We start from the raw sequence: 24,752 nt of genomic DNA on the forward strand, positions 1-24,752 counted from the left end.
ACCAGAGATTTCTGGAGCCGGGCCTAGTAGCGGAGTTGCAAACAGTGCCGCTCGACCATCCGTGGCTCCACGGGCCGGAGAGTTGCCTGCCGGGCAAGGCGGCCCATATTGCGATGATCGTTCGCGCCCACTTGTATCCAGAAGCGCAAGACCGTCGCATACCTGTCCCTCAGCTTCATCCTCTTATGTCGCAACCGATCGTGGAAGCTTGCCTCGCGATCCCCGGCTGGGAGGCCTGTGCAGATGGTCTTGACCGTTCATTCGCGCGGCGGGCCTTTATGAACGATATCCCAAAATCTGTGTACAACCGACGCGAGAAAGGCGGTCCTGACGCCTTCGCAATTCAGATCATTCGGGCAAATCTGCCCGAAGTCCGCGAACGGCTTCTGGATGGCGAGCTGGTAAAACATAGCCTGATCGACCGTCCTGAACTTGAGCTTGCTCTGACCGAGCAGGGTTTGGCGCGCGGAACAGATTACGCTCGAATATTATCTCTCCTGGACACGGAGGCTTGGGTCCGAGGCTGGTCTCAGGACGATCTGCAGCCTGCCTTTTAGGCACCGCCATGCAAGGCCTGCCATCGCAAGGCTTCCGCTCTTCTCCTGCCAGCGGCTGGAAGCACGTCCCTGAGCCAGTAATTGAACCAGTCTATGCTCCTCCAATACGAAGACAGCCGATGAGCTGGCTGCCATTTGACATGATGTTCGTCAGGGTAAACAAACAGGTCGGCTGGCTTTCCCTTTTCCTGAAGAGCAATGAAGCTCGGCAGGGCCATTTGATACTCTTCATCGGCCATCTGGAAGAGAAAAGGGAAACGAATCCGGTCTGCGTTCCTCGATATGGAAATATTCTTCCAGAATGTTTCGGCGATCTCGCTACTGTCGGGCCATCCGATCGCCGTATAACGCTGTGCCGTTTGCGGTCCCAGTGGAACTGCCTGCCCAGGTTCCCAACAACAGCCGCTGACCACGGCCGCTGAAAATAGCTCGCTGTGAAGAGACGCAAACTGTACGGTCGATGACCCGTCACTCAGCCCAGTAATTCCGATTGATGACGGGTCAGCAATGCCGCGATCAACGATGATCGCCACGGCCTTCTCGATGACCGAAAGGACGCTTTTGCGGTCGGCAAAATCCAGCAGGCTGACGCGATCAATTGCAATGGCGTCGCGAGGGCGATTCAAGGCCCCCACAGGCATGGGGCGCTGCATGCTCAAGACGGCAAAGCCGTTGTTGGCAAACGCTTGGATTGGAAACTCGTCGCCGGTGCCACCCCGGAGAAATCCCCTCGATTGATATTGCACGATGATAACGGGAACGCGCCTGCCCACCTGAAAATTGGTCGGAAACACGAGGTCGGCAAAAGCTTCAATGCCAGCGTCACTGCGGAGGGTCAGACGTTCAACACGACCCAGTTCCAGCCGAGAGAATTCGGGATTGAAATTTGCGATAATGGACAGACCATTTCGCCGCAAATCGAGCCTGGCCAGATGCCTCGGTTCGAGAGCTGTTTCCCTCAGGCAAATGATATCGTCAGAGGTCAGCGGCTGGCAGTCCGTCAGAAGTGCTTGGGTCGAGTAAATTTTCCGAACGCTGTCGGCAGCAATGTTCCATTCATAGATTGTCCATTCGCTCCGCGCCCATCCCTCCTGCTTCAGGAAGCGGACGATGGTTGCATCGTTATTCTCCCAGACGGTGATAATATTCCCGTTGCATGCCGCCTGCGTGCAAACGGTCTTTGCGCCCGTGGGACATATTTGTTCTACCCGCCATGAGGATGGAAGGCGGTTATCTGTTGCTCGGCGCGCTGAGGTACAGGACGCTGGCGATTCCGTTGGGTCCGTTACCGTGCGATCAGAATTCGAGAATGCGCTGACTTCCTGCGCAGTTGCTTCCCTGACAGTTCCGGTTCGCATATCGATCGCGCGCATGATGTGTGCGGGAGCGACCCCAGCATAGGGTCTGCTCGACATCATGGGTACGAACCGGCTGTCGAAGTGATAGCCGCCCAGCGCTTCTCTATCCAAAGCTTCTTTCATGGCACTTCCATCGCCGCGAAGCTTCGCGATAATGAGGCGATCATCGATCAATCGAAAATCGCTCACGTCCTGGGAAAAGGCGGTGAGTTGGGATGACCGGGTGAAGGCAGTACTGGCGCGCCAGACGTTGGTCACGCCGTTAGTGCGCTTGAGAAACAGGATCGATTTCCCATCGGATGTCCAAACTGGTGTGACCGTCGATGGAATACCCGACCATTTGATCGGATAGACGCTATCATCGGCCGGACGCAGGATTAGTTCGCCGCCAACGTCGACAAAACGGGGCTTCGCATCGCTGTGCAGTGAAATTATTACGATCCCCAGGCAGTATGAATTGTTCTCAGGATCGGCCTGCCGGATCTGAAGCGCGACCGAACGGTGATCAGGGGAAAATGAGAAGAGATGCTGGGAGGGGGGATCGTCGCCGTTCGGCCCCACATCCCGGATGCGAACCAGATCATCGGGGGTCAGGGCTCGATGATCGGGAAGAGATAGGACTGACCAATCAAGTCGGTCGCAAGCGGCATGGGCTGCCGCGAACGGCGTAAGCAGCGCGAAGCCTGCCGCCAAAGCGGCCAAAAGCGATCTCAGCACCGGCGATCACCACCGCTTCGCGAATGTCAGGCTGATCGAACGTCCCAGACCTGAGTAGTTGGTCGAATCATAGGTCGGATCATTCGCCGACAGGCTGCGAATGACATCGGGCTTTTCATTGAAGAGATTGGCCAAAGAGACCGTGAGGTCGACGCCGCGGAATATCCGAGAAATTTCCGAGCCAGAAATGCGGGCCGTCAAATCCACTGACACGAAGCTGCCAACCCTTACGTCTGGCGAAAGACGGTTATCGAGCACGCCGCCGGTGTATTGCACGAAGCCGGATATGGAGACATTGTTCTGCTCAAAGGTGGCTCCGCCTCGTCCCCGCCAGTGCGGAGGACGAAAGATGACGCCGGCATCCGGCGTTGTCGCCTGATCTGCCAGCAATCGGCGATCACTATAAATGTAGCTGGCGGCGGCAGTGAAATCCAAATTGCCTTCGGAGCCTATCGACAACCCATATTTAAGATTGAGATCGACACCTTGGATATTTTGATATGCCGTGTTCTGCGAACGTGCATCGACCACCGCATAGACTGTCGTGGGATCATAGGCAGCACCGGTTACATTCTGGAGACCAAGGGCACTGGTCGCAGGTGCAATCAATGCAGCCTGCAGTTCGGGACTTGGATTTCGTACAATGAGATCCGAATAAATCGGATTGTCGAGCGCCCCCAAGACTGAAGTAATCGGATCAACTACGCGGTTCTTGTATCGAACATTAAAATAGTTGGCTTCGATCCGAAGCGATGGGGCGGGCTTGACCGCCACTGATATATTCCAGGTGTTCGCGCGCTCGGGCTGCAAATCCGGATTGCCCCCTGCTAGGTATAGTACGGGAAGATTTGCGTTTGCTCCAGTCACGCCGAACGTCGACGCGCGAAGGAGAAGTGCCTGGTAGACGCGGTATCTCTGATAAAAAGTTGGCGCCTTGAAAGACTTGCCCCAGCCTCCCTTGATTACGATATTGGACGTCGGGCGATAAATTAATCCGAGTTTGGGCGACGCGACGCTCGCGAGACCATCGTACCGCTCATACCGAACCGCAGCGGATAGCTGCAAAGACTCGATGAAACTCTGTCTGTTCTCTGAGCCGACGATAGGGATTGCCAGTTCGCCGTAAGTGTAAAAGACCTTCTCATTGTGATCAATGTTGAGGAGCTGGGTCGTCGTCGATGTGCTTCTGCGTTGCGATTGGCCATCAAGCGAAAAGTGCCTGTAACCGGCCCCCGCTGCAAGCTCGAGATCACCTCCCGGCAAATGTGCCAAGGGACCGCTCCCCCGCAAATCGACCGACCTTAGGCGATTGTCGTAGTTGACATGCGTAACAGACGCGAGCGCCGCAGCACTGAATGTCTGAGTTGTGACGTCGGTGATGCTCCGGCTATAGGTGCCACCCAGATCGATCTGCCAACCATTCTCCATCGAGAATGCCACAGACGGGGTGAAGGCATAGCTTTCGACTCGTGGATCAATAAGATAGCCGCTGGTTGTAGCGGGCGCGTCGACTGTCAATGGACTCGATGCATGGCTGGTGCGACGGCTATACTGCCCATCAAACTTGAACATTATCTGCTCAGTGATCGTCTGATGTCCGCTAACCACGCCACTATACTGTTGCTGCGCAGGCAGCAGGGTTGTCGATGGATCCCGCGACCTCGTGAATGACCTCTGATTAGCCATGACTGCGGTCGACCGGTTGAAGTCACCCGCAATCATGAATGCGCCGCCGTCCCACTTTGCGCCGGTGACAGCGTTATATTGCTGTTGAAAATTGCCGCCCGCTGTCGTGCCCCCAATGCGCGCCGAAGTCCACAATCCTTCATATTCTCGTCTGAGGATGACATTCGCGACGCCGCCCACGGCATCCGAGCCATAAAGGGCAGACGCGCCATCCGCCACGATCTCGATCCGATCAAGTGCTGCTAAAGGAATGGCCGAAATATCGATGCCCTGTAGCGCTCCATCATATGCTACGCGATGACCGTTGATGAGCGTCAGAGTGGCGTCAGGACCGAGCCCTCGCAAATTCAGCGTCGAAGTCGACGCAAGATTGTCGCTCCCACCTTGCGAGCCGCCACCCAGAACGCCTGGATTTTGCCCTCCCGTGAAATTCTGAGGCACATCACGAATATAGTCTCCGAGATTCGAGCGGCCCGATTTCTCGATTTCTTCGCGGCGCGCCGCGAGAACGGGTGAGGTGGTCTCGCCCCGGCGAATGTGAGTTCCAGTCACAACGATTTCCTCGCCACCATCCTCATCGGCTACCGCCGCGACCGATCGCCCCCGGATGATCACCGCTCCCTTCGTGAAGCGCGCGCGCAGCTCGGTTCCGGCGAGAAGGCGCTCGATTGCCTGGCGGGCCGTCAGCCTGCCTTGCAGGCGCGGAGCGGTGACGCCGTTCACATCCTCGGCGGACGCATAGAGTTCCCAACCGGCCTCAGCGGCAACAGTGCGCAGCGCGTCGCCCAGATCCTGCGCCGGCAGGTCGAACTGCCGGGCCTCGCGATCCTGCGCCAGTGCCGCGGCCGGCATGGCCGCGCAGGCCGCGCCCGCCAACAATATCGCAATCGAACGAACTCGCTTCCCCGTCATAATGCCCCCTGATGTTCTGGAAGGCGAACCTGTCCGGCTCGCTCATGGGGGCTGTTGACGCAGGGGACGGGGCGACCTTAGCCGCCCCGCGAAATAATTATCGCCGCCGGATGTGGATGCCGTCCGGCTTGTGCGAAATCTTGAGGTCGAACACCTCGGCGATCCGCGACACGAATGTGTCGGTGTCGGTGAGCTTGAACCGGCCCGACGCGCGCAGGGCACCCGTCTCGGCGTCATCGATGACGATCGGCCGGTCGGCATAGCGATTGGCGTCCGCGATCAGCACATCGAGCGGGACCGAGCGATATTCGACCCAGCCCTCGGGCCAGTCGCGGCGGTCGGTGCCGGTGTCGATCACCGGTTCCGGCCGGAACGTCCCGACCGGATAGTGGACGGGCTGTCCGGCAAGGAGCGGACGTGCCGGTACGGTATAGACGGCCGGCTGCGCCATCGCGCGGATGTCGGCCTGGCCCGACACCAGATGGACCAGCACCTGCTCGCGATCGCCATAGCCGACGTCGAACACCGCCTGCTTCGCCTCGACCGCGCCCGAACCGGCTTCGACCACGAACGGGCGGGGATCGGCGGCGACCGCGAAGCGCGCCTTGCCCCGACGCAGCCGCAGCCGCCGTCCCTCCTCGCTCATCGCGACCTCGACCCGGCTGTCGGAATCGAGCGTGACCTTCGAGCCGTCCGACAGGCTGTAGGTCCGAATCTCGCCATGTCCGGTCTTCAGTGGATTGCCCGTCCGGGCGATAGGCGGTCCGGGGGCGACGGGGATGATCTCGTCCGCGGGGCGCATCACCACGGCGAGCGCGATCACGGCAGCGGCCGCCACGCCGGCGGCCAGCCATGTCCGGGGCTTCGACAGGCCCCATCGGCTCAGCCTCCTGGACGCCTTCAGCCGCTCTGCCTGCCCGAAATGCGTCTGCGCCCATTCGTAGGCGCGCCGATGTTCGGGCGCCTCGCCGAGCCAGTCCTCGAAGGCGCCGCGAAGCTGGGCGGCGTCCTCGCCGCGCATCTTCACGAACCACTCGATCGCCTTGTCCTCGATCTGCTCCCGGCGTTCGGCGGCCTGCCGCTCATTGTCGTTCATCGTGCCGCATCCACCGACCGGGCGATGTGCGCCAGCGCCTTCATCATATGATATTCCACGGTCGCGATGCTGATCCCCAATTGTTCATGGATCTGCCGATAGCTCAGTTCCTCGACACGGTGCATCAGAAACACGCGGCGGGTCTTCTCGGGCAGGCCCTCGACCGCGTCCTCATAGAGCCGCAGCAGGTCCGCCGCCTCGATGCTCCAGCCTTGCTCGGGGGGCGTTGCCATGTCGCGTTGCTCATCCAGGGGGAAAAAGATCACATTGTTCGCCGCGCGCCGCCGCGCCCGGTCGATCAGGAGATTGCGGGCGATGCGCTTCACGAAGGCGGCGGGGTTGCCGAGCCGCGAGGCCTGTTGGCTGCTGGCCGCGCGCGCGAAGACTTCCTGCACGAGATCAGGGGCGGCATCATGTCCGGCGCGCTTGCCGAGATAGCGCAGCAACCGGTCGCGTTCGGTCCGGAATGTCTCCTCCAGGCTCGCCGCCGGTGGACGCTCGCCCGGCTCCGATGGCCCGAACGGTGTTGCGGGGCTATTGTGGCAGCCCGACGACACCGATCGCGGCGGACGGCCGTTGAGGAATGGCGGAGAGGATGAGGAAGACACGCTCGGCTTTCGGGCAGCAGCACGCGAAGGCCGGCAATCCGGCCTGTCACATTTCCAGCGCTGTGCCGCCGTCAGACTGTCTTTTTGAGACGCCTTTGCCCGGTACGGCCGCCTGTCCCTTATGGACCGGCGTTCATGATGCCTGGCCTTGTCTGAGCGCGAACGATGGCCAGAAAGTTCGCCGCGCTGCACGAACATGGCCGGAACGAATCCGGAAGGCAAGGGAAAGGCGTCGCGGGCCGAAACGCCGTTGCAATCGCAGCCAAGGCTATGGAATCTATCGCCAAGATGCCGATCGGGCTGCACAGCGGGAGCATGTTCATGACGAGAATGTTGATTACGGGCACATTGGCGACGACGGCTTTGCTGGCGGCCTGCGGGAAGGCGGAGCCGCGCAGCACGGCCTATTTCGAGGCCCATCTCGATGAAGCGCGCGAGCTGGTCGCCGGTTGCCGTGAGGGTTCGGTGCGCGGCGACGAATGCGCCAACGCCGATCTGGCGGTCCAGCAGGCCGATGCCAAGGAACGCTTCCGGAAGTTTCGCGGCAAGGAGTAGCCGGGAACCGGGGCGGGCCGGCCTTCGGCCGCCGGGCTCTATCGCCGCGAGGCGGCGACCGGGCCGCTTTTGGCCCGGCCCATCCGGGTCACGATCCCTCCCGCGCGACCTCCTGTTCGAGGGCGGCAAGGCGTTCGGTGCAGATCATGTGGACAGCCGCGCCCAGCGCCTCGACGCGGGCAGCCAGCCAGTTGAGCTGCTCGTCGCTGATCTTGTAATGCTTCGAATAGCGCGATTTCACATAGGCTTCCTTGAGCTTCTGCCAGGCGGCTTGCTCGAACCGGCGCTCCTGCGGCCAGATGTCGACGAGGCGCCGGTCCAGCCGCTCGGCCTGAGTGCGCAGGAAGCCGATATTGTGAACATGGGGCGTGTAGAAGGTCACGACCAGTAAAATGCCGTGATAGAGACGCTCGGTCGCCTGGTGCAGGTCGAAGGCGGCGTCCTTCTGGTATCCCTTCTCCATATAGAATTTTGCGCCTTCGAAGCGCTTCTGTGCTGCCGGGAACCACTCCTCATAATATTCCTGGGCCATAGCCAGCGCCTGTTCCGGCGTCTTCGGCTTGGGGACGTGCAGTTCGGTGTCGGTGGACTCATAGAGCGCGATGCCGTCGCGGCGCACATCCATGAAGAAGTAGCGGCCGTGGGCGAGGCCGTCATTCACTTCCTGAAGCGTGTGGACGATGAAGTTGACCGGGGTCTTGAGGGTTTTGGTGATCGCCAGCTCGCGGTTCAGCCGGTCCTCAAGCTTGAGCCAGTAATCGACGCGCCCGATCAGCCTTTTGTCGTTGACGATGATGAGCAGGTCGAAATCGGACTTGTAGCCCTTCGCGGTATGCGGCTCATCGACCCAGCCGCCGCGCGCATAGCTGCCGTATAGCACGATCTTCTCGATCCGGCCGCGCTTCCGCCATTGATGCTTGGCCAGCGCCGTCGCATCCTCGAACTCTTCGAAGATCAGTTGTACCGCATAATTCAGTTCGCGCTGTTTCTGCGCGGGAAGATGGTCAAGGCCTGTCCGCATCGGAACATGCTAGCAACATGACCACGAATATCCACTGCAATTGGTGGAGCGGGAACGGGCATGCGCGATCATCGAGCTTGCCGCTCCGGCCGGACGGCCTGTCAGCCGCGCGCCTGCAGCAGGCCGCTCCAATACCGGATGAAGGCGGCCGCATTTCGCTGCCTTGTCATGTGATAACGCTCGATCCGGGTGCGAAGGCGCGCGGGCGGGGCTTTGCGATGCGCGGCGCGGATCAGCCCCGCGAGTTCCTCGCGCGCGGGCGGCAGGAAACGGATCTCGAGCAGCCGGAGAACATGGAGCCGGTCGTTCAGCGACCGGATCGCCGCCACCAGTTCCGCGTTGCAGCTCATTCCCGCGATCGAGAGAAACAGCCTCGCCGTCCTTTCGGCATGGTCGAGATCGTCATAGATCTCGGCGATCGCGGGCTCACTGTCCTGCGAAGCGTTCAGGGCTTCGCTGATCAGCAGATGATTGAGGCCGATCATGTCCCGGATGTCCGTTTCACCCAGCCGCGGAACCAGAAATCCGACGCCCGCGGTAAATTCGGCCATCCGTTCCCCGGCGAGCCGGTTGAGGCTGTCGCGCACCGGCGTGATGCTGACCCCCAGCTCGGCGGCGAGGCGGGCGGACTCGAGCCGAAAGCCGGGCGGCCAGAAGCCGGCCTTCAGCCTGTCCTTGATCGCATCATAGGTGGGCTCGAGCACATGGGCCGGGCTCATGCCGGAATGACCCCGGTCTCGGCATAGGCTTCCAGCATCGCCGCCTGGTCCGGCCGCAGCGCATCGACCGCGCCGATATGGGTCGGAACGCTGTCACCCAGCAGGATCGAGGGGCATTGCCCTTCATAATTGCCGAGATTGGGGCGATGCTGGACATAGCCCGCGAGCGCCGCCAGTTCCGGCGGGAAGGTTCGGGCGATCTCGGGCGGATAGACCAGCCACTGGTTTTCGTAAGGCTTGAGCCAGCCCAGGCTGTACCCGACGACGACCGCCCGCCTTGGCGCTGTCGTCAGATTGGCGCCAGCGCCATGGGCGGTGGAGCCGAGAAAGCAGATCGCGGATCCCGGTTCGCATGTCGCCGCAACGGGTTCGCCGGGGCCGGCCTTCTCCATACCTGCCCCGCCATGACTATAAGGGTAGATCTGCGTGGCGCCATTCTCCTCGCGAAAAGGTGTCAGCGGCCAGATCACGTTGATGAGATATTCATGGTCGCCCTTCGCACCGGCCCACATGTCATGGTCGCGATGCGGGAACTGTTTCGGTTCGCCGGGATGTATCTCGATCGCCTGCGCGACATTGAGCTGGATACAGTCGCACGCCTCGCCCAGGATCGCCTCGGCCATCGCGAGAATGGTTGGCTGGAGGACGAGCGCCCGGGCATGCGGGGAACGCTTGAGCAACCCGCCGAACCGCTTGGTGCGATTGCCATAGAAGCGGCCTTGGCCGAATGGTGTCGATTGGAAGACTGCGTCGAGATCGGCGTTGAGCGCCGCGATCGCCGCCGCCGGCAGTGCGTCGGGGATGATGCAATAGCCCTGGTCGAGCAACTGCTCGGTCCACCGGTCGGCGGGGGTTGCGATACCGGTCATCATGCCTCTCCCTACCAATGCCCCGCCGCGATGAGCGTGATCGGCTCATAGGTTCCGGTCGCCTTCAGGCCGGGCAGCGTATGCTCGTCGATCCGGATATGGAGCGCCGACAGCATACCGCAGCGATCGCGCACCGCCCTGCCGAGCGGCGCGCACCACCAGCCGAATTGCAGGATTTGCGTCAGCCAGCGTACCTCGGCGACGCCGGTATAGTCGGTGATGCCATGGCGAAGGGCATGGAGGGCGAGCGCGCTGACGAGCTGGTTGCGCGCCGACCGGCGCTCGCTTGCCGTCTGGTTCCGGTCGAGACAGAAGCGGGTAATCTCCCGCGTCGTGGGTCCGCACGGGACCGGGCCGTCGCAAAGATAGGGATAGAGATCGCCAAGGATATGCGGACGATCGGTCCGCAACAACCGGGCGGAGGCCCGGTGGCGTCCCGACCTGTCGAGAAGAATGAGATATTCGGCCTGTTCGTCGTCGAACTGGTCGACTTCGAACGCATCGGCCAGCGCGGGCAGATCCCATTTGAGGAGATCGATGAAGACCTGCTTGCGCGCCGCGAACATGGCGCGCAAGGCAGCATCGTCGAGCGCCAGCGGCGCCCGCGTGAGCGTGTCGAGCATGATTGTATCCTTGAAAAGCGTGGTGGACGCTTTCGATCAGATCATGCTCCGGGCAGCCCCGACATACCAAGAAGAGGGGATGGCGGGGACATTTTCTCGCCAGGTTTTGCGGCGCTGCTCTTTTAGGCTGGATGGAAGGGCAGTGTCATTTTTGCCGCCACCAGCGAAAAATGTCTGCGAAGCTGATGAGCCCGTCAAAGAGGGCGCACAGGATCAACGCCTGTCTGCAGTGCACATCGTAACGCTCACGGGCTATCTTGAGGTGTTGAATCACCGTCTCTTCACTGATGCCAAGAATGGTTGCAATTTCACCGGCGGTCTTGCCGCGGGCTGACCAGAGAAGGCATTCTCGTTGCCGCTCGCTCAATGCCGGACATTTCACTGTCTCGGAGATGTTTCCTGCCAGGTATCTCGCCCTGGTCAGTGCGAATGCTCCGACCATTTCGGCAACGTGCAGCAGGGATCGCGGGTAGATAGATTCCGAGCGAATGACAAAGGAGCAGGATCCGCTTGCCTCTCCGGGAAGATGCCGTGGCACCGTGTAGCCGTCGGCTATCCCATGATCCCGCCCAACCGCGAGCATCTGACGATCTCCTCGGGTGATGGGGACAAATCTGTCGAGATGCTGCCATTCGAAGCCGGTCATCGACCGTCCGCATGCCCGGCGGATCGGATCCTTACCGCCAAGGTCAAACCCTTCATACACCTTGGCCCATTCATCTGGATAGTCGTGCAGCAATAACGCGGTTCGTTCCGACCGTCCGGGATTGCGTTCAAGCGCGAGCGCAAAATGGTCAAAGCCCAGGCGCGATGTCGCTAACCGCAATGTCTCATAGAGCTGTTGCTCGTTCCGGGCTTCGGATATCCTGGATACGAGTTCCTCAATCAAAGTCAGTCGCATAGTATCGAACGCTCGATCGCTGGCGCGCGCCCAACCCGCTTTCCATGCAAATCGCCTTCAACGGTATACGGTTGGTCAGTACTCCTCTGACCCTCGATACCCATTGCATCGCTTTTGCTCGAAATGTGATCCCTGCGGACTCCAATAGACCGGAGGATAACTATTATGGCAGTTCCATCGCCGAACTCCCTTCCTTGCCGTGATCGAAACATGCTGGAGACGCTGACTCCAAACCGCACTTGGGTCCGAGACAGATCGGGCTGTGAATGATCATAACACCTCCTTAACGAATCGATGTCACCTTAATTTGATGTGGGAAATAACATAATAATCTCCCATCACGTTTTCTAAGTATATTGAAGGAAACTGGTGTGCGTTTAGGAAAGGAGTAGGTATGGCTATGATTAAGCAGGTCGCTCCCGCCCTGATGGGCCTCGCGGTGCTCGCCATTCCCGGCACGGCGCATGCCGACATTACAGGGACAATCGATGCGACGATCACGCTTGAAAGCGGCTGTGTCATCAATGGCACGAATGTAGCCGACGATACCGGTAGCGCCGATTTTGGCACGCTGGATTTCGGAACCGAGACAACCCTGTTTTCCGAAGTCAGTGCCCAAGTTACGGGGACGGGCGCCGGTATTACCGTCCAATGCACCGCGGGAGTGACCCCCAACCTTGTTTTTCAGACCGGTCTACACGATGCCAATGCCTCGGGTGCTGGCAACAAGGCGATGCAGCATAGCTCCACCACCACGCAGTATGTTTCCTACAATCTACTGCGTGACGACGATACGACTGTAATCAACAATGGCGATAGCGTTGCGCTCTCCAACGACGGATCTGAACAGACAATCACCGTCAATGGCCGCGCTTATGGCACCGCGGGGCTAATCGCGGGCACCTATAACGACACCGTCACCGTCGTGTTGGAACTCTGACGCGCGAGGTGTGAAGAACGGCGGGTCAACGAGATGCCTCGCCTTCCAGCGCAATATGCGGGGCTGGTGCTCTTCGGCTTATTGGCTTTTATGGGCATGTCAGGTCCGGCCAAGGCCGATACAGGCGCGACGTTCGAGGTGTCGGCGACGATCGTCGCGGGATGCGCGGTCGATGGGGTTGGCACGAGCGGCGATGCTGGTCTGATCGGCACGCTGGATTTTGGCCGGGACACCACCCTGTCCACCGCCACACATAATGCCGCGCTTGGGGTGAACCAGGCGATCGTTTTGCGTTGCACGCCGGGTGTATCGCTCAGTCTGAAGCTTGGCGGCGGTCAGCACGCGAGCGGCGGCAATCGCAACATGCAACTCGGATCGTCGCCCGCCGACCGACTCCAATATCACCTCTACGCCAATGCGGGGATGACGGACGAGATTCTGATCGATCAGGATCGATCGATCCTCGTGACAGCGGCCGACATGAACGACGTCCAATTGCCCGTTTACGCGCAGGTTTCGCTGCCCGGCGGGAGCCCGGCGGGAACATATACCGACACTGTCCTGGTCACCCTGACCTGGTGATGGTGGTCGGTTCCTTGGGGGAGAATGACTGCCATGCCGTGGGGAACAAGACTTTGCCTTGGTGCGCTGCTGCTCCTGTCCGCGGCGCTCGCGCCCGCAACGCCGGCGCATGCTTCCGGCGCAATTCTTGTCTGGCCTGTCGATCCTGTCATCGAACATGATCAGCAAGCGGTGGCCCTTTGGCTTGAAAATCGCGGGCCCAAAGCATCGTTGCTGCAGGTGCGGATACTCGCCTGGACCCAGGTCGATGGCGAAGATCGATATGCGGATCAGGAGGAGATCGTCGGCACGCCGCCGATGATCAGAATCGAGCCCGGAAAGCGCCAGATGGTTCGGCTGACCCGAACGGTTCCCGTGCCGCCGGGCGTGGAACGGGCATTCAGGGTGCTGATCGACGAAGTGCCCGTAAATGCCAGGCCCGCGTCAGTCGAAGAAACCGCTCCATCGGTCGGTGTCCGCCTGCAGTTCCGCTATTCCATTCCGCTGTTCATCTATGGCGAGGGCCTGTGGTGGAAACCGAGAGCGGACCGTCAACGCAATCCGGCGGGTGCCGGGCAACCGGAGCTTGCCTGGCGGATCGTCAGCCGGGACGCAGAGCGATATCTGGAGGTTAGCAATACCGGCCGGGTCCATGCGCGCCTGACCGGCGTGCATTTCAGGCATGGCGGCGAGGTGACGACATTGGCCGAGGGATTGCTCGGCTATGTGCTGGCGGGGTCAAGCCTGCGTCGCCCCTTGCCGGAAGCGGTCGCGGCGGATGCCACCCTGATGGCAACCGTCAATGGCGGCCCGGAAGCGCTGGCGATCGTGCTGGCGAAGTAGACCCGGACGCGCTCCATGCGAAAGCGAAGCGCCTTCGAGGAGATACACTGCCAGCGGCTGCTCGGGCTTATGGCGTCGGCGGGACTGTCCACGATCCTCCTCGCCGGTTCGGCCTTCGCTCGCGATTCCTGGTCCGGCTCATCCCTTCCTCCCGCGCCACGAGGAGAACAGCTTCTCGACGAGGTGAAGCTATATCTGGAGCTGGTCGTGAACGGGCTTCCGACCGGCAAGATCGTTCCGGTTCTCCTGCGCGGCGGTCACTATCATGTGGCCGCAGCCGATTTGCGCGGTGTCGGTATTCCGGTCGAGGGCGAGGCTTCCGCGATGGTTGCTGCCGATGACATCGCCGGCCTGCGCGTCGAATATGATGCGACCACGTTGCGACTGATGATCCGTGCTCCGACCGCATGGCTGCCGGAGCAGCAGATTGGTAGCGACCGACGTTATGACTATGTGCCCGCCCGCAGCAGTCCGGGTCTGCTGATCAACTATGATGTCTATGCCAGCGACTCCGATCGGGGAGCGACCAGTCTTTCGGTATGGAACGAACTGCGCGCCTTCGGATCTTTCGGCATCGTCTCGACGACCGGCGTATTCCGGGCGGTGTCAGGTGCTGGTGGTCAGGATGGCTTTCGGCGCTATGACAGCTACTGGCGCTATTCCGACGAGCAGCGAATGCTGACCTATGAGGCGGGGGATCTGCTTACCCGGAGCCTGAACTGGGGCAGCACCGTGCGTCTGGGCGGCGCCCAGATTTCGCGTGACTTCGCGATACGTCCCGACATCATCACCTATCCGCTTCCCCAGTTCGCAGGTGAAGCGGCCGTTCCCTCGACGGTCGATCTCTTCATAGATGGCTATCGCGCCGACAACGCAGAGATAAAGCCGGGACCATTTACTCTCACCAATATCCCATCCATCAACGGTGCGGGCGAGGCTGTTGTCGTGGTCACCGATGCCCTGGGGCGGCAGGTGTCCACCACGATCCCCTTTTATGTCAGCAATGCCCTGCTGCGCACCGGGCTGTCCGACTTCGCGGCGGCGGCAGGGTTTGTCCGGCAGGACTATGGGTTGAAGGACTTCTCCTACGGCTCTGCTGCGGCGAGTGCGTCCTTCCGGCGCGGTATGACCGACTGGCTCACGCTGGAGCTGCATGGCGAAGCTGGCCGGCAGTTCGGGTTGGCCGGCATCGGCGGTGTGGCGAGCCTTGGCAATATCGGCATGGTCAGCTCGTCCTGGAGCCAGAGCCGGTACAGAGGGCGCAGCGGCAATCAATGGACGATCGGATACCAGTATAACGCGCGTAAATTCAGTATCGCAGCTTTGCATAGCAGACGAAGCGAGGGTTTTGCCGATCTGTCCGTCTATGGCGCGAGCACATCCAGCCTGAGCAGACGCAGCACGTCGATAACCGGGAGCCTCTCTCTGGATCGCTTCGGGAGTATGGGCGCGGGCTATTTCGATACGCGCGCGCGTGACGGAACGCGAACGCGTCTCGCCAATCTTTCATGGGGCTTGCCACTCTGGAAGAACGCAAGCGTCTATGCCTCAGGCAATCACGAGATCGGCACCGGCAAATGGTCGGCCGCGCTGCAGCTGGTGATACCGCTCGGTCGAAATCGCGGAACCGCAAGCAGCGGATATGAGCATAGCGCGGCCCGGGGCAGTTCCTGGCGCGCCAACTATAATCGTAGCGTGCCGAGCGATGGCGGTATCGGGTGGAGTCTCGGCTATGCCGAGGGCAGCAAGACAGAGCGCTACGTTCAGGCCGATCTCACCTGGCGAAACGATCTGATGCAGCTGCGCGGCGGCATCTATGGTGGAGACGGCAATTATACGCGCTGGGCCGGCGCGAGTGGCTCCATCGCAATGATGGACGGATCGACCTTCATTGCGAACCGGATCAACGACGCCTTTGCGGTCGTCAGTACCAGCGGTGAGCCGGACGTACCGGTGCGCTACGAGAACCAGTTGATCGGCAAAACCGATGCCGGCGGCCATCTGCTGGTGCCATGGGCCAGTTCCTATTATCGGGCCAAATATAGCATCGACCCCCTTGGACTGCCATCCGCGGTGGGGACACCTATCGTGGACCAACGCATCGCCGTGCGACGCGGAAGCGGCTACCTCCTTGAATTCCCTGTATCTCGTGTCGTTGCCGCAACCGTCACCCTGCACGATGGGGCAGGCCAGCCACTTCCGGTCGGCGCCGCCGTTATGGTCAACGGCGTGCCCGGCGCTTATGTCGGCTGGGACGGTATTGCCTATCTGGAAGGTCTTCAGCCTCGGAATGCCCTCATCATAACCCTGCCCGATGGTGGCTCCTGCGCTACGTCGTTCGACCTTGAGCAGATGTCTGATCAGATTGGCCGCGTCGGGCCCTTGACCTGCCAGGTGGAGAACAAGCCATGAGCATTCGCATCATGACAAAGCTGTGGACGTGGCTTTGGCTTGCCTGCATCGTGGTCATCGCACTTCCGTCGCCTGCCATCGCGCAGACGTTCAAATATTGCACGGTTTCGGGCAGCGACGCCGATCTTGGCAGCCACAGCTCGCTTGAACTGGCATCGGGCACGCAGGAAAGCGCCGGTGCCGGCGGTCTTACCTGCGAGCCGCCGCTGGCATTGCTCAGCACCTCCTACATCAAGGTCAAGGTTGAAAGCTCGACATTCCAGCTCACCGGCGGTCCCGATAATCAGACCATCCCGTTCACGATCTCGGCAACGGAGAACGGTACGACAATCCCTGCGGGTGCCGAGTTCGATTTTACGAGCTTCCAGCTTCTCAATCTGTTTTCGGGGCCGGGAGGCAGCCTGCCGCTCTATGTGAAGACACAGGCACAGCCCGGATTGCGAGCGGGGATCTACAGCGGAACCGTCAATCTGCGCTGGTATTTCTCGGTCTGCACGCTTGGATTGCTCGTGATTTGCGACTTTTCGGAAAGCCCGGGCTTCGTGCGGCCGATCCTGTTCACACCGCTCAACTGGGGGAGCGGCGTGCTCACCACGATGAGCGTGACCATGATCGTCGAGAATGACTGCGCGATCGCTGCGCCGGATCTCGATTTCGGCAGCGCGCCCCTCGCAGGAAGCTTCGCGGAGGCAGCCGGCACGATCAATATCCGCTGCAGCGCCGGGGCGAGCTACAGTGTGGGTCTGAGCGATGGAAACAACTTTGATGGCGGATGGCGACGGATGCGCCGCGCCGCCACGAACGATTATCTGCGCTACGAAATATATCAGGCACCCTCATCGGGCATTCGCTGGGGCAGCAACGGTTCGGAACGCCTCAGCAGCGCGTCGGCGCAGGTCAATCCCGACATTTATGACGGCATCACCCAGCAGGGTTTCACTTATGGAGCACGGATCGATCCGGCTCAAACAACTCCGCCAGTCGGGCAATATGTCGATACGATCGTACTGGATATCCAGTTTTAGCGTAATGATGCGTGACGGCGCCGGTGGAAATCCGGTTGTCGCATATCTTACATAAATTCAGCGACGGCGCTGAAAATGCCTGACTGTGGGGTCGGTGCAGGAATAGACGACGTAGCTTTCGTAATAGTCGGACCGACCTCGTGCCTGCACAGCGAGATGCTCGGGGTTCCGCGCCCAGTCCCGGGCATCTTCCTCGGTCTCCCACTCTGAGATCGACAACGCCTCGCCGTCCGTCCCGGAATATCTGCGATAGGAAATAAATCCCTTCTGCCGGGATGCGAGTGCCTGCATTCGATCGGCATCGGCGGCATGAGCCTCTGTGTCGATATCCGAACTTTTGTGGTGACGAAAAATATTGAGATACAAGACGCAATCCCTCAACCGGTCCGAATATTCTGGTGTCGGCGCATCCGTCGTTAGCGATGCTGTTCCCATGAACTGGGGCCACGTGTGGATCAGAGATGTGCGGGATAGCCAGAAGGCGGGGTGACGTCCATATCGGACGACCCACGCAGCAGGCGCTTGACGCTTTCGAGGTCGGTGAGGCTGAGAGGATGGCTGAACCAGAGACCGCCCCGTTGCGCCCTGGTCCAGCGGATCAGTGCTCGTCGTCTAAGTTTCCCGCCACATAGTGACAGGTCGACTTCGAGGCCGGATTTAACGTCCCCGTTCGCGTGAAAGCTGGCACCGTGCTGCGAGAGATTGACGAGTACTATTCGATATCGCACTGTTCCGGCAATCAGAGCCGCTTCGGCTTCGATCGGCAAGCGTAGCGCGCGATATCGTTTGGCGCGCTGCTCGACGGCAAGTGAATGAAGCAGCTCAGCGGCGTTTATTTTCTGCGTGAACGCAACGCCGCAGTTTCCTTTCTCAGCCCATACTATCCTGCCTGCGATCGAAACGGTCTCTGAAAGTCCGACCTCAATTGTCTCGCCGCTATGCATCGGCACGCTGGCGGTAAGCATCAGTCCGGTGTCGGAGATATTGCGCACCCGCCAAAGGCCAACATCACCTGCGTGCGTGATCAGGGCGACGCGACAAATCGTACGTAAGCGATTGCCTCTACGGCGCTCGCGATCGCTAGCGGGAAGAGCTTCGTGGGGTTCACGGGAAAATGACGATCCATCCATCATACTCTCCTCCCATCATGAGGCACCGGCGCGTGAACCCTGCCTGGCAACGAACTGGCCGGTAACTTGACTTACATTGTGTCACCTCAGTCACATTCTCATGTGTGCGCTCTTCGGGAGACACGATCCTTTATGGCAGGCCCGTGGCGTTGATCCTGCACTGGTAGGTCAGGACGATCTGCCCACCGACCGGGAAGGTCGGGATCGTGACGCCTGCTCCCGTCAGCGTGCTGACCGGTACGGTCGGTGAGGGACAGACCGCCCCACCGCTTCCGAGGCAATCGACAACCGGGGCGGGATCCAGACAATCGACCGCTGTGTCCGGAAAGTCCTGGATAACCGCTCCGCTGCCGGCGTTCGGGCCGTTATTGGTTGCCGTGATCGTGTAATTCACCAGATTGCGGCTGCGGACCGGATCGGGTGTCGCGGTCTTGACGACTGCAAGGTCGGTTTGCTGACGGGTGTTGGTGATTGTGCAGACGATCGCGAGCGCAGCATCCCCAGCCCCAATCGTAAGCGTGCTGCCCGACAGCGTGCCGCCCGTACAGCTCCATGCACTTGCGTCATAGACGCCGACATTACTTCCGCCCAGCGCCTCGCTGAGTGAGATGCTGTTGCCGACGTCCACCTTAAGCGGAATCCCGGTATCGGTTTCATTGGGCGTATCGGCCGTTGACGAAAGTGTCGGATTATTCGTGCCGCCCGCGGAATTCAGGGTTGCGGTATCGTTGAGCGCCGCATTCACCCAGGTCTTCGCGAGCGCGAGCGTGGGGAGATTGGCGTTGGTGAAGGTGCAGGTGATGTCCGAGGTAGGCGTCAATGCACTTGCCGGGATCGTGGCCCGCCGGGCCGCGCCGTCATAGATGACACCCGACACCGCGCCCCCACCGGCGTTGGTGCAAGCGAGGCCGGTCATCCCCCAGCCGGGCGGAATCGTTGCCTCGACCACTGCGACCGACGCACCCAAATCGGTGATCTGTACCGGCGCGCCGATCACGGCGACGCCTGCGGCACTCGTGGTGATAGGCTCCGGCTGTGCGACGGTGTTCGTGGTGGTGAAGCCAAACGGACCACCGTCGGTGCCCAGCGTGATCTTCGCAACCCGGATTTGCGGATCGGCGATGGTGAGCGCGTAGTCCTCAACCTCTCCGGATCCGGCGATGCCGGTCGGGCTTGCGATATCGGAAGCCAGAACAGCGGTACGGATACGCAGATAGGATTGTCCGGCTACGGCGTCGGCGGGAATCGTCCATGTCAGGGTCGCGCTGCCGCCGCTGCAATTGACAGTCGCGGAGCGCTCGTCGGCGTCGAATGCACCGCTCCGGTCGAAGTCGATCCAGCCCGCGGTGGGCGCATTGCCGACGCAGGCCACGGAAACGGAATATGTCTGTCCCGCTTGCGACCTGTAAATGATAGCGAGGGCGCCTGCGGCCACGCCATCTTCATCGGGCTGGCCATTGGTGTCGTCACCTGTCGCGGTTACACTGTACCAGGGTGCGTTCTCGACGTCGACGCGGCTGCCGAGCATCGCGGTCGTCGGAGGCACAAGGGACGCGAGCGTAAAGCCGCTGGCAAAGACATTGGTATTGCCCGACGGAACCTCGCCACCGGTCCAGGTCGCCTGGGGAAGGTGAGCGGCGTTTCCATAGCTTGCCGGCGCGTCGCCATAGTCGGCAACGTTCACCATCACTCCCAACGCAACCGCCTGGCGGCCACCGCCCTTCAGGAGAATATGCGCGGCCGACGCCCCGTCGATAAAATTGATGGCCATTGGCGCCGGATCACTGCCAGGACAGTAATAGGGCGAGAGGGTTGAATAGGTGTAAAGCGAGCCGCTCCGGTTGACATTGTATCCTGTGGTGCATCCTGCGGCTCGGGTGCGTTCGATAACCCGCATCGTCGAACCGGCTGGCAAAGTCGCCTGGGTATATTCGCCGACGCTGGTGGTCTCGGCATCGGCGAAAACGAGACCGTCCAGGTTGAACGCTACGCCGTTGAGGGTAGCGCTGCAGGTAAAATCGAACTCGGCTGTCTGTCCGGCTCCCGTCGTAATCAGACCGATGTCCATTGTGTTCGCGGTATCAGTGCCGCCGATATTATAGAGATCGTCCAGACCATCCTCGAAATAGAGACCCGGCCTATATGTGAGGAGCTGAGGGAAAGCACTTGTTCCGGAAATGTTGCTGAGCGAGCAGGTAACACTCAGCGTTTGCCCGGCGACGGTGCTGGTATTTGTGACAGATGTCCCGCCCGCAGGAATGCTGGCATTTTGGTTGCCCCAGTCGAACCAGATGATCTGGTTCCGATAGATGCCGCTGCCGCCGGTCGCATATTGCGCTCTTGCCGGAGCGGCGGCGAGGCCCAACCCGATCAACACAACGAGACTCGCGTAGAGCCAGCGGAATAGCGGCGCCAGAGGCTGCCCGCTAAGCTTTTCGCCCAAGATCTTCGCCCGCATCATCCCTGTATCCCCCGATGAAATCCCTGCATCAATTTGACCTGTCCTGCTCTCGGTCATCAGTACCTCCCCACGAGGTTGATGAAGAAGCCCTTCTGATCGTAATCGAAGTTTGTGAGGTCGTCGCTGAACTCGGTGAAATTATATCCGACGCCGATCCTGAAATTTTTGGCAACATCGCGATCGAGGCCGACGAGGAACCCGTGCCTGGTGCCACCATCCTTCACGTCGAGGACGCGATATTCGGCCAGGGCATGCCATTTGGAGATAACCTCATAGCGGACCTGCCCTGCGGCGAAATTGGTCGCGGAGTCGAACCATTCGCCCGAACCGCGACCCATGCGCACCTCACCCTCGCGGCGGGCCAGCTTGAGCGCGAATTCCCAGTGATGATCGAGCCGGTGAACGCCCTCGAGCGAGAAGATCTGCGACTTCTGGTCATAGTCCGCGCCGCCTTCCTGGCCCAGCGTGGCGAGGTCATAGAGATAGGTGTAGCGGCCGAAGACACCCCAGCGCGTATTGTTCCAGGGGCGCCAGGCGAACCCTACATTGCCCTCGACGAACTTCGCGCCGGCGAGCGGATTGATGTCATCCTTCGTGTCCGAATAGTTGAACCGGGCAGCGACCCGCCAGCTTTCGTTGATCTTGTGGGTGATGCGGTTGGTGGTGACCCACTGCTCGCGCCGCTCGGCGCCGGTATCGCGGCGGTATTCGAGCTTGCTCTGCCAGTCGGTGTCGGGCGATGTGCGGCCAAGGCGCACGCTGACCGCGCGCCGGTCGACGATACCGCCCAGTTGGTTGCGCAATTCGCCGGTCTGATAGGTGACGCCGGTGCTCCAGCCCTGGGCGGGATAGAAATCGAGACCATAGGTGTGAGCGAGACCGGACTGGGTCGGTTCCTTCAGATACTGGCTCTCGTTGAAGATGTTGACCTGATTGGACAGGCGCCAGCGCTGCCCCAGCGTCCATCCGTTCTGGCGGTTGGGGTTGAGCAGATTCTCATATTCGGTGGTGTCGGTCGAATATGTGTAGGCGCCGTAGATGGTGTGATCGGGTGCGAGCTTATATTCGGCGTTGACGGTTGCAGCATCGCCGCGATCGCCGGTGCTGACCTCGGCGCCCACAGACGATTGGTCTCCGAACAGGTAGCGTCCGCCGGCAAGGACCATGTCGTTGCTGCGATAGCGGCCATTGTCGTCATCGAGGGTCAGCTGGCCCTGGGCATAGAGATCAAGCGCCGTGCCGATACGGCGGGTATATTTGAGCGCGCCGAGCATACCATCGGCGTTGGCATAGGCCGAGTTCTCCTCGACCCGCCGGACCTCGGCGGCGAGGCTGTTGGCATCGTCGAGCCGCCAGTCGAGGCTGCCCTGCATCTGGAGGAGGCTGTTGGGGCCGCTCTCGGCCTTGCTATACCGCCCATAGATGCCGAGGTTCGGCGTGATCTGGCCGAGCACTTCGCCACCATATTCGGTGGTGGGAAGGCCGGTATTGTAGCGGCTGGTCGAGTAGCCGGCATCGGTATCGCGCCACCAGGCGGCAGCACTCCAGTCGAGCGCCACCCAGCCCAGTTCGGTGAAGTTGACGCGGGCCTCAATGGACTTGGCGTCGCCTTCCTGCGGGCCGGTGCTGGTGAGCCGTGTGAAGTCGAAGCCGCCATTGGTGGAGAAGAAGGTCGGCGCAGCCAGCGCCTCGGTATGGGCGAACTCGCCCTTGAGGTATGTGCCTTTGCCCGCCTGCAGCGTGATGTCGCCGCCATAGAGGGTATAATCCTCGCCGGCGCGGTTCTCGTCCACATAAGTGGCGCCGATGCCGATATGATCGCCAAACCATTGCTTGCCGCGGAAACCGGCGGTGATCTCGTCACTGTCGAAGCTCGAGGGCACCCACTCATAGTCGACGATCAGCCGCTGCTCGAAGCCGTCGAGCGGCGCGTCGCGGGTGAGCGTCGGTACATTCTCGCGCGTGATCTGGGCGAGCGGACGGGTGAGGATGATGCGGCCCTGCAACTCGTCGATCTCGTAGTCCGCCCCGCGTGTGAGCTGGATGCGGTTTTCCGGGCGCCCGGTCGTGCGGTCCCTGATCTCCAGGTAGACGATGTCGGAACCCGGCAGCAGATCGGCATGGCGCAGATAATAGAGGCTGCCGCCGGTGCCGATGAACTCATTGTGGCCCGGCGCGGTCTGAGCCTGCGAGCCGAAGGCGCGCACTTCCGTTTTCGGGTCGCCCCACAGATTATTGCCGTTCGAGCGGAAGTTCAGCGCCGCGCCGTAGAGTGAGCGGATATATTGCGCATAGTCGGTGCCGGTGATTCCGGTCTGGTAGTTACCCCAAAGTGCCTGGTTCTTGTCCCAGTCGACGCGCAGGTAGAAGCGGCCCATCGTGTCGATGTCGCGGTAGGTGGTCGAATCATCGCCATAGACGGGATAATAGAGATCGGGATCGAGCCGCCGGAAGATGTCCTGCGGATCGGCCTTGCCGAAGCCCTTGAACAGATCGCCGATGTCGCGCTCGGTGGTGTCGGCCTGCGCGGTCACGAGATAACGCCCGCCAAGCTTGGATTTGAGATAGAAGGCGAGGCGACCGTCGGCGAGAATATCGTCGTTCGCGCGCGGGTCGTTGGCGAACGGTTCGATCGAGCCGGAGATGTCGTTCTGCGAAATGGTGAGATCGGCGATGCCGACACCGAAGAAGTAACGGCCGCTCACGTCCACATCGAGCGTATGATGCTGCGCCGCCTCGCTGCCATTGCCGGTGAGCGCGATATCGAAGCTGTGCCGGCCGATGGGCGAGAGATATTCAGCGACGAACTTGCGTTCCAGATCGACCGGATAGGATTCGCCGTTGATCGTGAGCTGCTCGTTCTGTGGCAGATTGCGGCCCTGGATGCGGATGCGCGAGCCGCGGATGGCGATGTTCTGCTGGCGCAGGCCGTTGCCGCTGAACACGTCGTCGATCAGGTTCTGGGTTTGCGCCTGCTGGGTCGTAAGAGCGGTGCCGAGCGTCCTCTCGACATTGTTGCGCAAGAGCTGGTTGTTGCGCGCGACATCTTCGGGCCGCACGAGTTGCAGGCGGCGCTGGGTCGTCTCGTCGAATGCGCCGTTCTCGCCATAGGCGCGCAGTACATAGATGAGCTCGTCGCCAGTGCGGAAGCGATATTTGCCGGGGAGCGCGCCGTCCCAGTTCGTCTGGGTGACGGCGGCGACATCGAGCGGAATGACCGCCAGCGGCTCTATGAGATCCGCGTCGGTGCTGCGATAAATCGATATCTCCAGCTTCTCGATGAAGCCGGGATAGTTGCCTCGCACGAAGAACTGCACCGGGTCGACGATCCGCTTGCCGTCATAGGCGACCATGGAAGGGGCCGAGACGGAGAGTTCTGGCTGACCGAGAGTGGGATCCTCGGTCGCCCAGATCACCCCGCCATTGGGCAGCGAGATCGAGAACTTGCCGATCGCCGTGGCCTGCCCTGGCTGTTCGGTGGCGATAGTCACGCGCCGGTCGGGTTGCAGCTCTTCCGACGATGAGCGTTCGTTCGTTCCACTTGTGACCGGCCGCGCATAGCTGCGGGTGCGCAAGCGGAAGACGGTGCCGCTGTCGTCCGTGCACCTGTCGTCCGAACAGTCGAGTGCATCGCCACTCTCGCCGGTGCGATCGTCCGCGATCTGCGCTCCGTTCTGAGCGAGAGCGGGCATCGCGACGCTGGCCATCAGGCTGGCGAGGGTGAGATTGAGGAGCGGGTTTTTCATGGTCTGGCCCTC

At 61.0% G+C, this 24,752-nt stretch carries 20 protein-coding genes; 7 read left to right on the plus strand and 13 right to left on the minus strand.

The window, feature by feature from the left end; all coding sequences use genetic code 11:
- Window positions 1-557: asparagine synthase-related protein (locus AC2YHA_RS19285; protein WP_487402941.1), on the plus strand; the 557-nt coding region annotated here is incomplete at its 5' end.
- Here the strand turns inward: AC2YHA_RS19285 and AC2YHA_RS19290 are convergent.
- The 4 genes from AC2YHA_RS19290 to AC2YHA_RS19305 form a co-directional block, all read right to left on the minus strand.
- Window positions 554-2,632 (minus strand): Atxe2 family lasso peptide isopeptidase, encoded by a 2,079-nt coding sequence (locus tag AC2YHA_RS19290; protein WP_487402942.1) that lies wholly within the window; start codon window positions 2,630-2,632, stop codon window positions 554-556. The genes AC2YHA_RS19285 and AC2YHA_RS19290 overlap by 4 nt on opposite strands.
- A 6-nt stretch (window positions 2,633-2,638) precedes the next feature.
- Window positions 2,639-5,230, minus strand: coding sequence for a TonB-dependent receptor domain-containing protein (locus AC2YHA_RS19295; protein ID WP_487402943.1), 2,592 nt, complete (start codon window positions 5,228-5,230; stop codon window positions 2,639-2,641).
- Between the two features lie 97 nt (window positions 5,231-5,327).
- Window positions 5,328-6,326 carry a FecR family protein gene (locus AC2YHA_RS19300; RefSeq protein ID WP_487402944.1) on the minus strand — a complete coding sequence of 333 codons (999 nt, stop codon included), beginning with the start codon at window positions 6,324-6,326 and terminating at the stop codon, window positions 5,328-5,330.
- Entirely contained in the window at window positions 6,323-7,132 is an 810-nt protein-coding gene (locus tag AC2YHA_RS19305; RefSeq protein WP_487402945.1) for an RNA polymerase sigma factor, read from the minus strand. Before AC2YHA_RS19305 ends, AC2YHA_RS19300 begins: the two co-directional genes overlap by 4 nt.
- On the opposite strand from AC2YHA_RS19305, the gene AC2YHA_RS19310 reads away from it, so the two are divergent.
- On the plus strand, window positions 7,100-7,489 hold the full coding sequence (locus AC2YHA_RS19310) for an EexN family lipoprotein (RefSeq protein WP_487402946.1): 390 nt from the start codon (window positions 7,100-7,102) through the stop codon (window positions 7,487-7,489). The genes AC2YHA_RS19305 and AC2YHA_RS19310 overlap by 33 nt on opposite strands.
- An 88-nt stretch (window positions 7,490-7,577) precedes the next feature.
- On the opposite strand, the gene AC2YHA_RS19315 is transcribed toward AC2YHA_RS19310, so the two are convergent.
- From AC2YHA_RS19315 to AC2YHA_RS19335, 5 genes are all read right to left on the minus strand, one after another.
- Window positions 7,578-8,510 (minus strand): nucleotidyltransferase and HEPN domain-containing protein, encoded by a 933-nt coding sequence (locus AC2YHA_RS19315; RefSeq protein ID WP_487402947.1) that lies wholly within the window; start codon window positions 8,508-8,510, stop codon window positions 7,578-7,580.
- Between the two features lie 101 nt (window positions 8,511-8,611).
- A complete protein-coding gene (locus AC2YHA_RS19320) occupies window positions 8,612-9,229 on the minus strand; it encodes a GntR family transcriptional regulator (protein ID WP_487402948.1) in 618 nt (205 codons plus the stop codon).
- Window positions 9,226-10,098 carry a phytanoyl-CoA dioxygenase family protein gene (locus tag AC2YHA_RS19325; RefSeq protein WP_487402949.1) on the minus strand — a complete coding sequence of 291 codons (873 nt, stop codon included), beginning with the start codon at window positions 10,096-10,098 and terminating at the stop codon, window positions 9,226-9,228. The genes AC2YHA_RS19320 and AC2YHA_RS19325 overlap by 4 nt, the downstream gene beginning before the upstream one ends.
- A gap of 11 nt (window positions 10,099-10,109) precedes the next feature.
- On the minus strand, window positions 10,110-10,721 hold the full coding sequence (locus tag AC2YHA_RS19330) for an acyl-homoserine-lactone synthase (RefSeq protein ID WP_487402950.1): 612 nt from the start codon (window positions 10,719-10,721) through the stop codon (window positions 10,110-10,112).
- Window positions 10,722-10,866: 145 nt separating this feature from the next.
- Entirely contained in the window at window positions 10,867-11,622 is a 756-nt protein-coding gene (locus AC2YHA_RS19335; protein WP_487402951.1) for a LuxR family transcriptional regulator, read from the minus strand.
- 394 nt (window positions 11,623-12,016) lie between these two features.
- Here AC2YHA_RS19335 and AC2YHA_RS19340 point away from each other — a divergent pair, with 394 nt between their 5' ends.
- From AC2YHA_RS19340 to AC2YHA_RS19360, 5 genes are read left to right on the plus strand one after another with little or no spacing between them, the layout of a single operon-like run.
- Window positions 12,017-12,562, plus strand: a complete 546-nt coding sequence (locus AC2YHA_RS19340; RefSeq protein WP_487402952.1) for a Csu type fimbrial protein — start codon at window positions 12,017-12,019, stop codon at window positions 12,560-12,562.
- 33 nt (window positions 12,563-12,595) lie between these two features.
- A complete protein-coding gene (locus tag AC2YHA_RS19345) occupies window positions 12,596-13,144 on the plus strand; it encodes a Csu type fimbrial protein (protein ID WP_487402953.1) in 549 nt (182 codons plus the stop codon).
- Window positions 13,145-13,168: 24 nt separating this feature from the next.
- On the plus strand, window positions 13,169-13,966 hold the full coding sequence (locus AC2YHA_RS19350; protein ID WP_487402954.1) for a fimbrial biogenesis chaperone: 798 nt from the start codon (window positions 13,169-13,171) through the stop codon (window positions 13,964-13,966).
- 15 nt (window positions 13,967-13,981) lie between these two features.
- Complete coding sequence (locus AC2YHA_RS19355; RefSeq protein ID WP_487402955.1) at window positions 13,982-16,378, plus strand: fimbria/pilus outer membrane usher protein; 2,397 nt, start codon at window positions 13,982-13,984, stop codon at window positions 16,376-16,378.
- A complete protein-coding gene (locus AC2YHA_RS19360; protein WP_487402956.1) occupies window positions 16,375-17,403 on the plus strand; it encodes a Csu type fimbrial protein in 1,029 nt (342 codons plus the stop codon). The genes AC2YHA_RS19355 and AC2YHA_RS19360 overlap by 4 nt, the downstream gene beginning before the upstream one ends.
- A 57-nt stretch (window positions 17,404-17,460) precedes the next feature.
- Here AC2YHA_RS19360 and AC2YHA_RS19365 read toward each other — a convergent pair whose 3' ends face one another.
- The 4 genes from AC2YHA_RS19365 to AC2YHA_RS19380 all read right to left on the minus strand — a co-directional run bounded on the left by AC2YHA_RS19365 (window position 17,461) and on the right by AC2YHA_RS19380 (window position 24,740).
- Entirely contained in the window at window positions 17,461-17,769 is a 309-nt protein-coding gene (locus tag AC2YHA_RS19365) for an antibiotic biosynthesis monooxygenase family protein (protein ID WP_487402957.1), read from the minus strand.
- Window positions 17,770-17,858: 89 nt separating this feature from the next.
- A complete protein-coding gene (locus AC2YHA_RS19370; RefSeq protein ID WP_487402958.1) occupies window positions 17,859-18,536 on the minus strand; it encodes a PilZ domain-containing protein in 678 nt (225 codons plus the stop codon).
- Between the two features lie 127 nt (window positions 18,537-18,663).
- Window positions 18,664-21,051: a CshA/CshB family fibrillar adhesin-related protein gene (locus AC2YHA_RS19375; RefSeq protein WP_487402959.1), complete on the minus strand. Its 2,388-nt coding sequence runs from the start codon at window positions 21,049-21,051 to the stop codon at window positions 18,664-18,666.
- Window positions 21,051-24,740, minus strand: coding sequence for a TonB-dependent receptor (locus tag AC2YHA_RS19380; protein WP_487402960.1), 3,690 nt, complete (start codon window positions 24,738-24,740; stop codon window positions 21,051-21,053). The genes AC2YHA_RS19375 and AC2YHA_RS19380 overlap by 1 nt, the downstream gene beginning before the upstream one ends.
- Between the last annotated feature and the right edge of the window lie 12 nt (window positions 24,741-24,752).

The organism is Sphingomonas sp. SRI_018 (assembly GCF_057586275.1).

What these genes read in the sequence shown, in the direction of transcription:
- AC2YHA_RS19295 (WP_487402943.1), bottom strand. Translation starts at nt 5,230, where the DNA reads ATGACGGGGAAGCGAGTTCGTTCGATTGCGATATTGTTGGCGGGCGCG.
- AC2YHA_RS19300 (WP_487402944.1), bottom strand. Translation starts at nt 6,326, where the DNA reads ATGAACGACAATGAGCGGCAGGCCGCCGAACGCCGGGAGCAGATCGAG.
- AC2YHA_RS19310 (WP_487402946.1), top strand. Translation starts at nt 7,100, where the DNA reads ATGGCCAGAAAGTTCGCCGCGCTGCACGAACATGGCCGGAACGAATCC.
- AC2YHA_RS19305 (WP_487402945.1), bottom strand. Translation starts at nt 7,132, where the DNA reads ATGTTCGTGCAGCGCGGCGAACTTTCTGGCCATCGTTCGCGCTCAGAC.
- AC2YHA_RS19315 (WP_487402947.1), bottom strand. Translation starts at nt 8,510, where the DNA reads ATGCGGACAGGCCTTGACCATCTTCCCGCGCAGAAACAGCGCGAACTG.
- AC2YHA_RS19320 (WP_487402948.1), bottom strand. Translation starts at nt 9,229, where the DNA reads ATGAGCCCGGCCCATGTGCTCGAGCCCACCTATGATGCGATCAAGGAC.
- AC2YHA_RS19325 (WP_487402949.1), bottom strand. Translation starts at nt 10,098, where the DNA reads ATGACCGGTATCGCAACCCCCGCCGACCGGTGGACCGAGCAGTTGCTC.
- AC2YHA_RS19330 (WP_487402950.1), bottom strand. Translation starts at nt 10,721, where the DNA reads ATGCTCGACACGCTCACGCGGGCGCCGCTGGCGCTCGACGATGCTGCC.
- AC2YHA_RS19335 (WP_487402951.1), bottom strand. Translation starts at nt 11,622, where the DNA reads ATGCGACTGACTTTGATTGAGGAACTCGTATCCAGGATATCCGAAGCC.
- AC2YHA_RS19340 (WP_487402952.1), top strand. Translation starts at nt 12,017, where the DNA reads ATGGCTATGATTAAGCAGGTCGCTCCCGCCCTGATGGGCCTCGCGGTG.
- AC2YHA_RS19345 (WP_487402953.1), top strand. Translation starts at nt 12,596, where the DNA reads ATGCCTCGCCTTCCAGCGCAATATGCGGGGCTGGTGCTCTTCGGCTTA.
- AC2YHA_RS19350 (WP_487402954.1), top strand. Translation starts at nt 13,169, where the DNA reads ATGACTGCCATGCCGTGGGGAACAAGACTTTGCCTTGGTGCGCTGCTG.
- AC2YHA_RS19355 (WP_487402955.1), top strand. Translation starts at nt 13,982, where the DNA reads ATGCGAAAGCGAAGCGCCTTCGAGGAGATACACTGCCAGCGGCTGCTC.
- AC2YHA_RS19360 (WP_487402956.1), top strand. Translation starts at nt 16,375, where the DNA reads ATGAGCATTCGCATCATGACAAAGCTGTGGACGTGGCTTTGGCTTGCC.
- AC2YHA_RS19370 (WP_487402958.1), bottom strand. Translation starts at nt 18,536, where the DNA reads ATGATGGATGGATCGTCATTTTCCCGTGAACCCCACGAAGCTCTTCCC.
- AC2YHA_RS19375 (WP_487402959.1), bottom strand. Translation starts at nt 21,051, where the DNA reads ATGACCGAGAGCAGGACAGGTCAAATTGATGCAGGGATTTCATCGGGG.
- AC2YHA_RS19380 (WP_487402960.1), bottom strand. Translation starts at nt 24,740, where the DNA reads ATGAAAAACCCGCTCCTCAATCTCACCCTCGCCAGCCTGATGGCCAGC.